The sequence below is a fragment of the Actinomadura sp. NEAU-AAG7 genome (assembly GCF_018603865.1).
GTDB lineage: Bacteria > Actinomycetota > Actinomycetes > Streptosporangiales > Streptosporangiaceae > Spirillospora > Spirillospora litoris.
In genome coordinates, this window is record NZ_JAHFZY010000001.1 from 670,303 (window position 1) to 684,849 (window position 14,547).

At 71.5% G+C, this 14,547-nt stretch carries 14 protein-coding genes and 1 tRNA gene; 5 read left to right on the top strand and 10 right to left on the bottom strand.

The window, feature by feature from the left end; genetic code table 11:
- Positions 1–134 precede the first annotated feature (134 nt).
- From pknB to KLI87_RS03135, 7 genes are read right to left on the bottom strand one after another with little or no spacing between them, the layout of a single operon-like run.
- Positions 135–1,949 (bottom strand): Stk1 family PASTA domain-containing Ser/Thr kinase, encoded by a 1,815-nt coding sequence (gene pknB, locus KLI87_RS03105; protein ID WP_156220391.1) that lies wholly within the window; start codon positions 1,947–1,949, stop codon positions 135–137.
- A gap of 22 nt (positions 1,950–1,971) precedes the next feature.
- A complete protein-coding gene (locus tag KLI87_RS03110; protein ID WP_214615740.1) occupies positions 1,972–3,423 on the bottom strand; it encodes a serine/threonine-protein kinase in 1,452 nt (483 codons plus the stop codon).
- The gene (locus KLI87_RS03115; RefSeq protein WP_156220390.1) at positions 3,420–4,901 is read right to left on the bottom strand and encodes a penicillin-binding protein 2; all 1,482 of its coding nucleotides are present in this window, start codon (positions 4,899–4,901) and stop codon (positions 3,420–3,422) included. Before KLI87_RS03115 ends, KLI87_RS03110 begins: the two co-directional genes overlap by 4 nt.
- A gap of 10 nt (positions 4,902–4,911) precedes the next feature.
- Positions 4,912–6,498, bottom strand: coding sequence for an FtsW/RodA/SpoVE family cell cycle protein (locus KLI87_RS03120; RefSeq protein ID WP_156220389.1), 1,587 nt, complete (start codon positions 6,496–6,498; stop codon positions 4,912–4,914).
- Complete coding sequence (locus KLI87_RS03125) at positions 6,495–8,060, bottom strand: Stp1/IreP family PP2C-type Ser/Thr phosphatase (RefSeq protein WP_156220388.1); 1,566 nt, start codon at positions 8,058–8,060, stop codon at positions 6,495–6,497. The genes KLI87_RS03120 and KLI87_RS03125 overlap by 4 nt, the downstream gene beginning before the upstream one ends.
- Complete coding sequence (locus tag KLI87_RS03130) at positions 8,057–8,566, bottom strand: FHA domain-containing protein (RefSeq protein WP_214615741.1); 510 nt, start codon at positions 8,564–8,566, stop codon at positions 8,057–8,059. Before KLI87_RS03130 ends, KLI87_RS03125 begins: the two co-directional genes overlap by 4 nt.
- 11 nt (positions 8,567–8,577) lie before the next feature.
- On the bottom strand, positions 8,578–9,333 hold the full coding sequence (locus KLI87_RS03135) for a DUF3662 and FHA domain-containing protein (RefSeq protein WP_067451055.1): 756 nt from the start codon (positions 9,331–9,333) through the stop codon (positions 8,578–8,580).
- Between the two features lie 128 nt (positions 9,334–9,461).
- Between KLI87_RS03135 and KLI87_RS03140 the strand changes: the two genes are divergently transcribed.
- Positions 9,462–9,544 (top strand) — tRNA-Leu (locus KLI87_RS03140).
- Positions 9,545–9,698: 154 nt separating this feature from the next.
- On the opposite strand, the gene KLI87_RS03145 is transcribed toward KLI87_RS03140, so the two are convergent.
- Positions 9,699–9,881, bottom strand: a complete 183-nt coding sequence (locus KLI87_RS03145) for a hypothetical protein (RefSeq protein ID WP_214615742.1) — start codon at positions 9,879–9,881, stop codon at positions 9,699–9,701.
- Between the two features lie 195 nt (positions 9,882–10,076).
- Between KLI87_RS03145 and KLI87_RS03150 the strand changes: the two genes are divergently transcribed.
- From KLI87_RS03150 to KLI87_RS03165, 4 genes are all read left to right on the top strand, one after another.
- On the top strand, positions 10,077–10,259 hold the full coding sequence (locus KLI87_RS03150; protein WP_214615743.1) for a hypothetical protein: 183 nt from the start codon (positions 10,077–10,079) through the stop codon (positions 10,257–10,259).
- A gap of 32 nt (positions 10,260–10,291) precedes the next feature.
- Positions 10,292–10,600, top strand: coding sequence for a hypothetical protein (locus KLI87_RS03155; protein WP_214615744.1), 309 nt, complete (start codon positions 10,292–10,294; stop codon positions 10,598–10,600).
- A 34-nt stretch (positions 10,601–10,634) separates the two neighbouring features.
- Positions 10,635–12,026: a PLP-dependent aminotransferase family protein gene (locus KLI87_RS03160; protein WP_214615745.1), complete on the top strand. Its 1,392-nt coding sequence runs from the start codon at positions 10,635–10,637 to the stop codon at positions 12,024–12,026.
- A 108-nt stretch (positions 12,027–12,134) separates the two neighbouring features.
- Positions 12,135–12,338 carry a transposase gene (locus KLI87_RS03165; RefSeq protein WP_284734080.1) on the top strand — a complete coding sequence of 68 codons (204 nt, stop codon included), beginning with the start codon at positions 12,135–12,137 and terminating at the stop codon, positions 12,336–12,338.
- Positions 12,339–12,633: 295 nt separating this feature from the next.
- On the opposite strand, the gene KLI87_RS03170 is transcribed toward KLI87_RS03165, so the two are convergent.
- Positions 12,634–13,644 carry a sulfite exporter TauE/SafE family protein gene (locus KLI87_RS03170; RefSeq protein WP_214615747.1) on the bottom strand — a complete coding sequence of 337 codons (1,011 nt, stop codon included), beginning with the start codon at positions 13,642–13,644 and terminating at the stop codon, positions 12,634–12,636.
- A gap of 42 nt (positions 13,645–13,686) precedes the next feature.
- Positions 13,687–14,544: an NAD(P)-dependent oxidoreductase gene (locus tag KLI87_RS03175; RefSeq protein ID WP_214615748.1), complete on the bottom strand. Its 858-nt coding sequence runs from the start codon at positions 14,542–14,544 to the stop codon at positions 13,687–13,689.
- Between the last annotated feature and the right edge of the window lie 3 nt (positions 14,545–14,547).

Here is a 14,547-nt window from a genome sequence, read left to right on the forward strand (position 1 = left end):
GGCGGAAGCCCTCTCTCATGCCCGGCCCCGGCCGCTTAGCGGCTACCGCGTCGGCGTGGCGCCGACGACGGGACGTCCACGACAAGGGCCCCGACCCCCTGCCAGGGGGTCGGGGCCCTTTCGTCGTTCCCGGGTCAGCCTCCGTCGCCGTCAGGGAAGGTGGGGAAGGTCGGCCCGGACGGCCCGATCGTCGGCGTCGGCGACGGCTTCTGCGCCACGTAGATCGTGACGGTGTCGCCCGGCGCGACCGTCGCGTCCGGCCCCGGCGACTGGTCGTAGACGAAGCCCGGCGCCACCGGCTTGTCGGGCGGCGCGAAGCCCTTCTCCACCTTGCACTGGAGGCCGAGGCTCTCCAGCTTGGCGCAGGCCGCCCGCTGGCTGCTGTTGGTCAGCGTCGGCACCTTCAGGTTGTTCGGCCCGTTCGACACGAACACCCGGACGGTCGAGTTCTTCGGCGCCTTGCCGCCGCCGGACGGGTCGGTGCGGATCACGCTGAGCCGCGGGACCGTGTCGCTGTTCTCCACCCGCTTCTCGACGTCGAAGCCGCGCTCCTCCAGCATGTTCTTCGCCACCGAGTACGGCTTGCCGGTCACGTCGGGCACGTCGACCTCGGCGGGCGGGCGCTTGCCCTTGGAGATCGTCAGCGTCACCGTCGAGCCCTCGGCCACGTTGCTGCCGGGCTTGGGGTCGGCGGTGACGACGTTGCCCCTGCGGATGTCGTTGTTGTAGTCGGTCGTCGGATCGCCCAGCTTCAGGCCGAGCTTGGTCAGCTCCGCCTCCGCCTGCTTGCGCGGGACGTCCACGATGCTCTGCGGCACCGCGACCTTCTTCTCGTCGTCGCCCTTGCCGCCCGACATCAGGAACCCGATCGCGGCGGCGCCGCCGATGAACACCACGGCGAGCGCGATCCAGATCGCGGCCTTCTTCCCGCCGCCGCCCCGCTCGGGGCCGTTCTCGTCGTAGCGGACGGGCGGCAGGTCGTAGCCGTCGCCGACCGGCCGCTGCACCTGCGTGTGCTGCGGCGGGCCGCCGTGGTAGCCGCCCATCACCTGCGTGCCGCCCGGCTGCGCGCCCATCAGCATCGTGGACGCGGCGGTCGAGGACACCGGCTGCCCCTGGAGCACGCGCTGGATCTCCTGCCGGAACTCCGTCGCGTTCTGGTAGCGGTGCGCCGCGTCCTTCGCCATCGCCTTCAGCACGATCGCGTCGGCCCACTGCGGGATCTCCGGGTCCACCTGGGACGGCGGAACCGGCTCCTCCCGGACGTGCTGGTAGGCGATCGCGACCGGGGAGTCGCCGGTGAACGGGGGCTTGCCGGTGAGCAGTTCGTACAGGACGCAGCCGGTGGAGTAGATGTCGCTGCGGGCGTCGACCCGCTCGCCGCGCGCCTGCTCGGGCGACAGGTACTGCGCGGTGCCGATCACCTGGGCGGTCTGCGTCATCGTCGCCGCCGAGTCGGCCATCGCGCGCGCGATGCCGAAGTCCATGACCTTGACCTCGTGGGCCCGGGTCATCATCACGTTGGCCGGCTTGATGTCGCGGTGCACGATCCCGCCGCGGTGGCTGTAGTCCAGCGCCCGCAGGATCCCGTCGGTGATCTCCAGAGCCTTGTCGGGCAGCAGCGCGCGGTTCTCCCGCAGCAGGTCGCGCAGCGTGCTGCCGTCCACGTACTCCATGACGATGTAGGGGATGGAGGTGTCGCCGATCATGTCCTCGCCGGTGTCGTACACGGCGATGACCGAGGGGTGGTTCAGCGACGCGGCCGACTGGGCCTCGCGGCGGAACCGGGCCTGGAACGTGGGGTCACGGGCCAGGTCTGAGCGCAGGGTCTTGACCGCGACCACGCGATCGAGACGCAGATCTCGGGCACGGTAGACCTCGGCCATGCCGCCACGCCCGATCACCGTGTCGAGCTCGTAGCGGCCGCCGAGCAGCCGAGGTTGACTCATATGTGCACTTTCCCTCGTACGTCTACACCTTGTCCTCCGAACCTAGCTCCCCGCCCGGCGTGGGCGAGGGATCCGGGCTCGGAGTTGACGGAGTCGTGGTGCTGCCCGTCGGTGTCGGTGTCGGGTCTGGGGCGCTGGGAGTCGCCCGGGGCGGTTTCCTCGTTCGCTTGTGTTCGGGGGACGCACTGCCCGCCCCCGGCGTTGACGGACGGATCCTACGCGTACCGTGCCGCCTCGTGACAGTCGGTGCCGGGCCACCATCCTGATGCGCGGACGGTGTGCTGGGTGTCGCGACCGGGTCCTCCTGGGCCTCTCCGCCCGCCGGGCCCGTGGCCGGGTTCTGGGGCGCGTCCCGCTCCTCGCCCGACCCGGCGAAGGCGAGACCCTTCCAGAGCGAGCCGATGACCAGGCAGCCGACGAGCAGCAGCCCGGCCGCGACCGAGGCGTAGGTCAGGCGCCGTCGCCCGCCCGCGGCCCTTGCCTTCTGGCCTGGGTTATCTATCCCCTTGGTGAGGTTATCCGCCCCTGCCCCTGCGTCAAATCCCGACAAAACGGACGTCTGGCCGGTGTCGTCCGGTCGTGCCGCGGTGGTCACCCCCACCGTCGGCGCCACCGAGGTGACCCCGGGCTTCTCCCCTGGACGCGCCGACCGCCCGGTGCTGAGCGACGCCCGGACCTCCAGGGCCCAGTCGGCCACGGCGTTCGCGTCCGCCGGACGGTCCCGCGGCGCCTTCGCCAGCAGCGCCGCGACCAGCGCCCGCGCCTTCGCCGGGACGTGCGCGGGCAGCTCGGGCGGCTCGTCCTTGACGTGTTTCAGCGCGATCTCGACCGGCGTCCGGCCGTCGAAGGGCGGCATGCCGGTCAGGCACTCGTAGGCCACCACGCCCAGCGAGTACAGGTCGGCGGCCGGGCTGATCGGCTGCCCCGACGCCTGCTCCGGCGAGATGTAGTGCGCCGTCCCCATCACCATGCCGGTCGCCGTCTGCGACGCCGCCTCAAGCCGCCGCGCGATCCCGAAGTCGGTGATCTTCAGGGTGCCGTCCGGCGAGATCATCAGGTTCGCCGGCTTGACGTCGCGGTGCACGATGCCCGCCTCGTGCGCCACCGTCAGCGCCCGTCCCGCCTGCACCAGCAGGTCGAGGACGGCCTCCAGCGGGAGCCCGCCGTCGCGCACGAGGATCTCGTCCAGCGGCTCGCCCGGCACCAGCTCCATCACCAGGTACATCCGGCCGTCCTGCTCGCCGAAGTCGAACACCCGTGCGATGCCGCGATGCCGCAGCCCGGCGGCGAACTCCGCCTCCGACTCGAACCGGCGCAGCGCCGTCGCGTCCGACACCAGCTCCAGCCGCAGCAGCTTCACCGCCACCTGCCGCCCGAGCGAGGCGTCCGAGGCCCGCCAGACCTCGCCCATCCCGCCGACGGCCAGCCGCTCCAGCAGCCGGTACCGGTGGTTCAGGACGAGGTCCGCGCTCACTTCTTCAGCACCTGGGCCATGATCGCCGCGGCGACCGGCCCGGCGTTGGTGGCGCCGTCGCCGGGGCCCTCGGTGATCACCGCGAAGGCGTAGCGCGGGTTGTCGAACGGGCCGAACCCGACGAACCACCGCGAGTTCGGGATCCCCTGGCCCTGCTCGGCGGTACCGGTCTTACCGGCGATGTTGGCGCTCTGCAGGTTCTTCGCGGTGCCCTCGGAGACCACCGCGCGCATCATGTCCTCAAGCTGGGAGGCCTGGTCGCCGGTCATGGCCTGCCCGAAGAGCTTCGGGGAGGCGTTGTACAGCTCGCTCTGGTCCTTCGCCCGCGCCTTCTGCACCACGTACGGGTTCATGATCTTGCCCTTGTTCGCGATCGCCGCCGCGACCATCGCCATCTGCAGCGGCGTCGCGCGCACGTTCTCCTGGCCGATGCCCGAGCGCGCCGTCCCGTCCTTGCCGGTCGGGATCGTCTTGCCGCTCGCGTCCTGCACCGACACCGGCACCTCGCTCTTGGCGGCGGGGAAGTCGGGCTCCAGGTTCACGCGCTTCCCGAAGCCGAACTTCTCGGCCCCGTCGTGCAGCTGCTGGATGCCGAGGTCGAGCGCCATCTTCGCGAACGAGGTGTTGCACGACTCGGCGAACGCGCCCTTCAGCGGCGCCGACCCCGCGCAGCTCCCGCTGTCGTGGGAGTTCGGCAGCGGACGGCCCGACTCCGGCAGGATGAGCTGCCCGGTGTTCACCGTCGTCGAGCTGTTGACGTTCAGGTCCTGCATGCCGACCGCAGACGTCACGGCCTTGAACGAGGAGCCCGGCGGGAACGTCTGGCTGAGGGCGTTGTCGACCAGCGGCTTGATGACCCCGGTCGCGCCGTCGAGCTCGTTCAGCCGCTTGACGCCCTTGTCGCCCGTCTGGGGCGCGATCTCGTTCGGGTCGAACGACGGCCACGACGCCGCGACCTGCACCGCGCCCGTCCTGACGTCGATCACCACGGCGCCGCCCCGGCGGCCCTCCTGCGTCTGCCCCTTGAGCTTCTCGTAGGCCACCCGCTGCGCCCGCGGGTTGATCGTCAGTTCGAGGTTCGCGCCCTCGGCCTTCTTCCCGATGAAGGTGTCGAACCAGCGCTGCTGCGTGATCCGCTTGTCCTTGCCGCCGAGCAGCGAGTTGTAGGCCCGCTCCACCTGCGTGGCGTTGCCGTTGAAGTACCCCGTGACCGGCGCGAAGACCGGGCCGTCCTTGTAGCTCCGCCCGTACTTCGGGTTGTCCTTGTGCGTCTCCGTCGAGGACACCAGCACCTCGCCGCCCGCCGAGATCGTTCCGCGCGGCGAGTTGAACAGGTCGGAGTACTGGCGGCTGTTGCGCGCGTCGGTGCGCAGGTTGTCCGCCTGACTCCCCTGGACGTAGTTCACCTGCGCCATCAACCCGAAGAACAGCAGCAACCCGAAGATCGCCACCCGCCGGATCGGCTTGTCCATGTTCATCTGGGCGAGATCACCTCGTGCTCACGATCTGGGTCATGCCCTCGTCCTGGATCGCCTGGGGGGCGGGCTTGCGCGCGTCGTGGCTCATCCGGACCAGGATCGCGATCAGGATCCAGTTGGCCATCAGCGACGAACCGCCCTGGGACAGGAACGGCGTCGTCAGACCCGTGAGCGGGATCAGCCGGGTGACACCGCCGACGATCACGAACACCTGGAGGCCGAGGACGAACGAGACGCCCCCGGCGAACAGTTTCAGGAACGGATCTCGCGCGGCGACGGCGGTCTTCATCCCTCTCTGCACGATCAGCGCGTACACCAGCAGCAGCACCATCAACCCCGTCAGGCCGAGCTCCTCGCCCAGCGAGTCGAAGATGAAGTCGCTGAAGGACAGCGGCGTCCGCCACGGCTCGCCCTGGCCGAGGCCGGTGCCGAGCACCCCGCCCTGGCCGAGCGCGAACAGGCCCTTCATGAGCTGCGCGCTGTCGGAGTACTCGCCGCCGAGCTCCGCGCACGCGCTGAAGCCCGGCGACACGCTGCCCTTGGCCTTGTACTTCTTGAAGATGTCGGTGTCGGGGTTGACCGGGACGACCTTGCCGCTCTCCAGCAGGCAGCCGCCGTCGAAGTAGGGCTTCGGGTTCTGCCAGATGTCGATGCGCTGGTTGACGTGGCCCATGAACGGCAGCAGCGTCGCGACGAACACGCCCACCGCCAGCAGGCCCATGCCGATCATGACCCACGACAGCCGCTGCGTGGCGATGTAGAGCATCGACACGAACAGGCCGAAGAACAGCAGCGCGGTGCCGAGGTCCTTCTGCATGAACAGCACGCCCAGGCAGAAGAACCAGATCACCAGGATCGGGCCCAGGTCGCGGGCGCGCGGCAGGCTGAACGGGCCGATCTTCTTCCCGATCAGCGACATCGCCTGCCGCTTGTTGACCAGGTAGCCCGCGAAGAACACGACCAGCAGCAGCTTGGCGAACTCGCCCGGCTGCACCGAGAACGGGCCGAGGGCGATCCACACCCGCGCGCCGTTGATCTCCGCGCCGATGCCGGGGACGATCGGCAGCAGCAGCAGGATGATCGCGCCGAGGCCGATCAGGTAGGTGTAGCGCTGCGCGGTCTTCGGCGTGAACGACAGCGGCGCGTCGGGCTTGTCGGTGTCGCGCATGATCACGATGGCGGTGACGAACAGCCCGATCCCGACGAAGGTCCACATGAGCTGGCCGGGCGCGTCGGCCGCGTCCTTGAGCAGCTTCTTGCCCGCGGCGGCCGCGACCCTGTGGTCCTCGCTGGTGTCGAGGTCGAGACGGTAGATCATCGCCAGCCCGATGCCGTTCAGCGCGACCGACAGCGGCAGCAGCAGCGGGTCGGCGTACGGCGCGAACTTGGCCTGGACGAAGTAGGCGCCGAACGCCAGCACCACCAGGCCGCCGCCGTAGAGGAACAGGCCCTTCGGGATGTAGCCGTCCCGGGCGAGCCCGACCTCCGCGAACGCCGACAGCGTCAGCACCATCGCGAAGATCAGCAGCGCGAACGAGGCCGCGTTGCGTCGCTGGTACGGCAGATGCGCGCGGATCTGCGCCCCGATCGAACTCATCTAGGGCCCTTGCCGCTCGGACAGCCCTGCACTCGCGGGCTGGGCGCCTTGCACTCGTCCACGTGGGAGCGCAGCTCGTTCACCTTCGCGTCGGCGGCCGCCTGGCCGACGAAGGCGAGGGTGCCCTTGTTGACGGCGTCGCGGTCCGGGTCCGGCAGGTCGTCGATCGCGATGTCGGTGGCCTTCGGCTTGTCCTGCGGGCAGTCGCGCTGCCCCTTGCCCTTCGCGACGGCGACCTTGCCGCCGTCCGCGGTGAGAACGTACTTGCACACGCTGTTCTTCAACTCGTTCAGAGCCGCCGGCCCTTTCACCGAGTAGGTGCCCTTCACCTGCTGCTGGAGGTTCTGCGGCAGGTCGGCGACGGGGATCGGCGGGTTCGGCTGGTCCTTGGCGGCGGCCTTGCGGGACAGGTCGATCAGCGGGAACTCGTCCGTCGACCCCCGGAACAGGACGACCTTGCCGCCCTCTTCCCCTATGTAGTAGCCGTTCCGGACGGTCTGCACCAGATAGACGCCGCCCGCCGCCACCGCCACGACCACCACGCCCGCGACGACCACCAGCCACGTCCACTTGCGCGCGCCGCCGCGCCTGGCACGCCCCGGCGCGTGCTGCGTCGCCGGCTGCTGCGGGGGGCCCGCCATCGGCTCGCCCATCGGCATCGGCGCGGGCGGGGGCATCTCGTCCACGGCCACGGGCGGCTGCGGCATCGTGTCGCGCAGCTGCGCCGCGCGTCCGGCGGGGGTGTCGGCCGGGCCCGCGCCGGGACCGCCGCCGGGCGGTGGCCCCGCGTTCGCCGCCGCCCCCACGGCGTGCCCGGGGCCGCCCGTCGGCGGCTGCCGGCCGAGGTCGACGACGTCCGCGACCACGCAGGTGATGTTGTCGGGGCCGCCGCCCCGGTTCGCCAGGTCGATGAGCTGCCGGACGGCCTGCTCCGGGTCCGCGACGTCGGTCAGCACCTGGAAGATCGTCTCCGCCGTGACGACGCCCGACAGGCCGTCCGAGCACAGCAGGTACCGGTCGCCGACCTTCGCCTCGCGCAGCGACAGGTCGGGATCGACCTCGCCGCGCCCGTCCAGCGCCCGCAGGAGCAGGGAGCGCTGGGGGTGCGAGGCCGCCTCGTCGGGGCTGATGCGTCCCTCGTCCACCAGGGACTGCACCAGCGTGTGGTCGTGCGTGATCTGGAACAGGCTGCCGTCCCGCAGCAGGTACGCGCGGGAGTCCCCGATGTGCACCAGCGCGACCTGGTTGCCCGCCCACAGCATCGCGGTCAGCGTCGTCCCCATGCCCTGGAGCGCGGGGTCGGACTCGACGATGCGGTGCAGGTTGTCGTTGGCCGTCTTGACCGTGTGCTCCAGCGCGGCCAGCAGCTCGGTCGCGGGAAGGTCCTTGTCCAGCCCGCGCAGCGCCTCGATCGCCGCCGCGCTCGCGATCTCGCCGCCGACGTGCCCGCCCATGCCGTCGGCCACCGCGAGCAGATGGGCGCCCGCGTACGCGGAGTCCTCGTTGCCCTCGCGCAGCATGCCGACGTCAGAGCGCGCGGCGTAGCGGATTCCCAGGGTCATTTGCGCAGCTCGATCACGGTCTTGCCGATCCGGACCGGGACGCCGGGCGGCACCGGCATCGGCCGGCTCACCTTCGTGCGTCCGAGATATGTGCCATTGGTCGAGCCGAGATCTTCCACGATCCACTGACCGTCCTGCGCATAAAGTCGGGCATGCCGGCTCGAAGCGTAGTCGTCGGTCACAACGAGCGTGGCGTCATTCGCCCGACCGATGGTGATGGGCACTCCCGTGAGATCGATGACGGTGCCCGCCCGCTCGCCCTGGACGACCACCAGTTTCGTCGGGGAGCCCTGCTGGGCGCCACTGCGCTGCGGCGCGCGCTGCGCCTTGGACTGTTTGGCCGCGGCCTTGGCCGGACGGGGCGGCTGCGCCGCCCGCGAGGCCGCCTTCGCGGCCGCCTTCGAACCGAACAGGTCGGCCCTGATCACGCCGACGGCCGCGATGACGAAGAGCCAGAGCACCGCGAGGAACGCCAGCTTGATCAGCGTGAGGGTGAATGGGGTCATCGGAGTCGGGGTTACTCCCTGTCGCGGCGGAAAACAAGCGTGGTGCGACCCATCGTGACGCGGGAGCCGTCGACCAGCGTCACCCGCCGGATCGGCTGCCCGTTCACGAACGAGCCGTTGGTCGACCCTAGATCCACGAGCACGATTTCGGGACCTTCTACGCGGATCTCGGCATGGTGCCGGGACACGCCGGGATCAACGAGGCGCAGGTCGCAGTCGGTGCCGCGGCCCAGCAGGGTGACCGGAGTGTTGATCTCATAAGTGCGCTGAGTGGTGTCGGAGCCCTCCACCGCCGTCGTCACCAGCAGCCGCGGATGCCCCCCGAAGGCACCCCCCCTGCCCCCCTGAGGCACGTCGCTCACCGGCTGGCGGATCTCCCCGCCCTCGACGGTCGAGCCCCTGATGACACCGGACCTGATGCGGAACATGCCCGTGGCGAGGTCGCCGGCGTTCTCGAACCGCACCCGCACCGGGCCCACGAAGGAGTACCCCTGCTCCTTCGCGTACTCGCGCGCGAGGTTGGCCAGCTCCTGGCTCAGGCTGTCGGCGTACACCTGCAGCCGCTGCCCGTCCTGCTGAGAGATCTCGACGACGAAGTCGTTCGGAACCAGCGTGCGGCCCTGCGCCACGATCGCCGCCCGATCGTCCATCTCGCGCTGCACAGCGCTGGCCACCTCGACCGGCTGGAGCTCCGACTTGAAGGCACGGGCGAAGGCCCCTTCGACCATGCCCTCAAGCCGTCGCTCGAAGCGCTGAATGACGCCCACGGGCACCTCCCTTCCCCACTGGTAGACGATCGTATCGGTGCGAAGGTTCGCTCGACGTATCTGGATACCTAACCACTGCTCAGCGCGTGCTAGCCTTTTCGAGCGCCCGGAGACGGGCCGACACCCACGGGCGGGTGGCGGAACGGCAGACGCGCACGGTTCAGGTCCGTGTGTCCGAAAGGATGTGAGGGTTCAAATCCCTCCTCGCCCACTCGGGGGCACAGACGAAAGTCGTAGCCCCACAGTGACGAAACGACCCCGAAGCTGGCAAGCCTCGGGGTCTTTGTCGTTACGGAGGCCGGTCCCCTGCGATCGCGGGGACCGATGGGTCAGCCAGGTACGAGGGCGCCCCAGTCCTTGAGTCTTCAGGCTGCGGGCGGGGTGATGTGCCCGGCGGTGGGGCCGTCGTCAGGGCCGGGGAGCGTGGCGAGCCAGGCGTTGATCTTGCGCTCGTTGGCGTGGGCCGGTTGGAAGGCCGGTAGGAGGCTCTGCGCGGCGAGGCCGTGTTCGATGCCTTCGTGGGCGTCGGCCTTGGCGTAGCCGTTCATGCCTTCGACGGTGTTGCGGAGACGTCCGTAGATCTTTTGCCATTCCGGGCTGCCGTAGGCCCGCGGTTGCCAGTGCTTGGCGCCGTCCTCGATGGCGACCCTGGTGCTGGTCTGCTGGCAGACCCCACGGGGTTGGGATGGGGTCGACCAGGGGCAGATGGGGGTCGGCGCCGAGGCTCGTGGATTTGAGGGCGCATGCGCACCGCCTTGGCCTGCTCGACGGTCAGGCGCTTCTTCTTGGGTAGTGGAGAGGGATCCGGGGCGACGACGATCGAAGATCCGCTCCGCACTGATCGGCGTTTCACGCTGCCGGAGGTGTTTCTCGTGGTCGATAACCTACCGCTGACCAAGATGGGCACGGTGGCGCTCCGGCGCTGAGTGGCACAGGGCAGGGAGGGGGAAGGGCGGCGGTGCAAGCGAAGTCGGTCGTGCTCGACGTCTTCGGCGACTACGCGCGGGAGCCCGAGGCGGAACGGGTCCTGGCGTCCGAGCCGAGCGCACGATACGACCTGTTCCGCGCAGCGGGCGCCGAACGGGCGGCGCGGTGCTGGAAGCTCGACGAGATCGCCGACGACTACCGCAAGTTCGTCCTCCGCGACCCCGACCTGCTCCCGGCCGATCGGCCCGCCCAACACACCCACCAGTGCTTCCTGGAGACCCTCTCGGCTCTGCGGGCACCCGCGACCCGCTGGTACCGGCAACTTGCAGACCGGTCGTAGCGCTCCCGGCGCCGGACAGGTATCACAGGGTGTGATGGACGAGCGTGGGGTCGGGCTTGATCTGCACCTTGACGTGCCGCGCGGCGCCGGGGCGGGACGGGCCATCGAGATCGCGCTGCGCGAGGCGGTCCGCTCCGGGAGGCTTCCGGCCGGTGCCCGGCTGCCGGGGAGCCGGAGCCTGGCGGTCGATCTCGGCGTGTCCCGGGGGACGGTCGTCCAGGTCTACGGCCAGCTGATCGCGGAAGGATGGCTGACGGGGGAGCCGGGCTCGGGCACGTGGGTGGCCGATATCCAGGTGGCGGACGCCGGACCGCGAACCGAGCCGCGGGTGTCGCGGCCGGATCCCGAGTTCGACCTCCAGCCGGGACGACCGGATCTCAGTTCGTTCCCGCGGGCGATGTGGGCCTCGGCGGTGCGGCGGGCGGCGGCGTCGGCCGAGCCGGCGGCATGGGACTACGGGGAGCCTGCCGGGCTGCCGGTGCTGAGATCGACGATCGCCCGCTACGTCGCACGCACCCGTGGCGTGGCGGCCGACGCCGAATCAGTGGTGGTGACGGCGGGGTTCGCGAACGGGCTGGCGCTGGTGGGGCGGGCGCTGCGGAGCCTGGGCGTACGCTGCGTGGCCACGGAGGATCCCGGGCTTCCGCAGCATCGGTGGCTGCTGCGCGCGGCCGGGATGGACGTCGTGCCGCTGAGCGTCGGCGCGGACGGTGCGGACCCCGCCGGGTTGACGGAGCATGTGGGGGCGGCGCTGCTCACGCCCGCGCACCAGTACCCCCGCGGGGTGGTGCTGGCGCCGGTCGTCCGGGCGGGGTTCGTCGCGTGGGCGCGGCGGCGGGACGGCTTCCTGGTCGAGGACGACTACGACGGTGAGTTCCGCTACGACCGGCAGCCGGTCGGGGCGGTGCAGGCGCTGGCCCCCGACCGGGTCGTCTACGCGGGAAGCGCCAGCAAGTCGCTGTCCCCGGGGATGCGCCTCGGCTGGCTGGTCGTGCCGCCGACGCTGCGCGAGGCCGTGCTGGCGGCCGTGGCGGAGACCGGTACCGCGGTGCCCGCGTTCCACCAGCTCGCGTTCGCCGACCTGGTGGAACGCGGCGACTACGACCGGCACATACGGCGGGCCCGGCTGGTCTACCGGCGGCGGCGCACCGAACTGGCGGAGCGGCTCGCGGCACCGCTGGACGGAGTGGCCGCGGGCCTGCACGCCCTCATGCCGGTCGGGTCGGCCGAAGAGGAGGGACGGCTGGTGGACACCGGCCGCTATGCCGGACTCCACCTGCACGGCTTGCACACCGAGGGCTACTGGCATAAGCCGGCCGGCGAACGGCCGGCCGGGCTCATCCTCGGCTTCGCCACGCCTCCTCCGCACACCTGGAAGCGTGCTCTGGAGGCGCTGGCCGAGCTGGTCGACGCTGTGACGGGCTAAAAAGGCCATATCAGAATGCGCATACGACGCGATTTATGGTGAGGGCCGACAGCCCGTGGGAACGGGTCGAGCCGTTGCTGCCGAGGAGGAGCGCCGTAGCGCAAGCGGCTGGACGACCGCCAGGTGCTCTGCGGGATCTTGTTCGTGCCGCACACCGGGAGCCGCTGGGAGTTCCTGCCGCAGGGACCGGGGTTCGCGGGCGGGAACGATGTGCAGGCCGAGTGGCACCAGGCTGGGACGTGGGACGCCTTGCACCGGCTGCTGCTGGAGGAATTGCACGCCGCCGAGGGGCCGGCCTGGACCAGGCGATGATCGACAGCTCGCACGTCCGGGCGCTCAAGGGCGGCCCGGAACCGGGCCGAGCCCGGTCGACCGCGGCTGGCCGGGGCGGACGGCTCTGCCGGAGACCGGGCTGCCTGCCGGACGAACGCGGCTAGGACCACGGCGAACACCGCCGCCTCGTCCGCGCCGAGGGCATCCGGCCGCGCAGCGCTACGTCGTCGAGCGGCGATCGCCCTGCCGCACCGGTTCGACCGGCTGCGCATCCGCTGGGGATCCGCGACGACATCCACGGAGCCCTCATGACCCTCGCCGCATCCCCGGCCGGCTACCGGAAGGTGATCGCCCCGGGGAAGTGGCCGGACGCGCACACGAACCGCATCCGGCCTGGCCCCGGGGTGCCGAGGTCGATCCGGGTGTCTCCGTTCTCCGGGAGGATCACGTCCTTCCCGCGTCCGGGGATGGTGAACGCCCGTGTGTGCCCCCGCGTACCGTGCGTGCGCAGCACCAGGACGGTCGGGACGCCCGCGCGCGCCGTGGCGAGCGCGGGCCGGTAGCCCTGGTCGAGAGCCCAGACGGTGACGACCTGCGTGCCGGACGCGTCGGTCCGCACGAACCGCGCCGAGTCGGCCGCCGAGGCCGTCCCGCCGCCGGAGGGGAGCCGGCCGCCGAGCCGCAGCCCCGACAGCAGCGTCCATCCGGCGGCCACGACGAGCACGAGTGCGGGCAGCGCCGCGAGCCGCCCGCGCAGCACCGCGAGGACGCGCCCGGCGGCCAGGCCGGCGAGGCCGAACAGCGGCGCAGTGCCGAGCACGAAGGCGCCCATCACCACCGCGCCGCCGAGCGCGGAGCGCGACGTGACCGCGAGCAGCTCCGCCGACAGGGTCAGCCCGCACGGCACCAGCACGGTCGCCGCCCCCAGCGCCCAGGGCCGCCGACGCCTCGTCTGCGGCCGCATGGACGGCGCGCAGTGGCCCGGGAGCCCCGCGCGACCTTCCGCGGGGACGGGCTCCGCGGCGCTCCGGCGGCGCGGTAGGCGCCGGGCCGGGCCGAAGCCCAGCAGGTCGAGCGCGAACAGGGCGAGGACCAGCGCCGCCGCCGTCAGCAGCGCGCCCCGCACCCGCGGCCCCGGCTGCACCGCGCCGCCGGCCAGCCCGAGCAGCGCCCCGAGCACCGTGTGCGAGGCCAGCTTGGCCGTCAGGAACGACGCGACCGGCCGCGGCCCGCCGCCGTCCCGGATGGCGCCGGTGAGCAGGCCGAACTGCACGGCGGCGCAGGTGGTGCCCCCGGCCGTCAGCCCCATCCCGGCGCCGGCGAGGAAGAGCGGGGTGATGTCCATCGGCCACCTCCAGTCGGGCGTACACCACGAGATGCTGCTGGATTACTCGGCGAAGAACCCGGTGCGCCACGACGGGTGCGCCGGAACCCAGCCGAGGTGCTTGCGCGCGTAATGGTTGTCGGCTCCGCGCGCCCAGGGGGCCCGGGGCGCCGACGGTCCGTCCGGCGGCGGCGGTGCCGCGACGGCCTCGCAGAAGACCGGCACCCAGTCCCGGGCGGCGGCGGGCTCGTCGTCGACGACGTTGACCGTCGCGCCGGACGGCCAGGCGAGCGCCTGGACGGCGGCGGTGGCGGCGTCCCCGATGTGGACGAAACTACTGACATCGTCCGAAGTCGCGAGCGTGCCCGCATGCGCCTTGTCGGCGATGAGCCCGCCCGGCGTGTACCAGGTGCCGGGCCCGTAGAGGAGCCCGTATCGCAGCACCACCCACTCGGGCAGCTCGCTCACCGCCCTCTCCAGTGCCGCGACGCCCTCGATGGTCGTCCTGCGTGGAACCGGCGCGGTCAGGTCGAGCGGGGCGTCCTCACCGGCAGGATCCGGGCCGCCCTCGTACGCCCACGCGATGCTCTGCGCGACGATCCGCCGGACCTTCGCGGCGCGGGCCGCGTCGACCAGGTTGCGGGTGCCGATCGTCCGTATCCGGGCGTTGGCGTCGCTGCTGCCGCCGCTCAGGTCGGTGAGCTGGTGCATCACGACGTCGGGTGCGGCCGCGCCGACGATGCGGGCGAGTTCCCGGCGGTCATGGACGTCTCCGATCACGGCGGAGGCGCCCCTGGACCTAATCGCCGCCGCGCCGTCGTCGCCGCGGGTCAGGGCGGTGACCTGATGGCCTTGGTCGAGAAGGAGCGGGAGGATGTGCCGTCCGAGGACCCCGGTGGCGCCGGCCAGGAAGATGTGCACGGT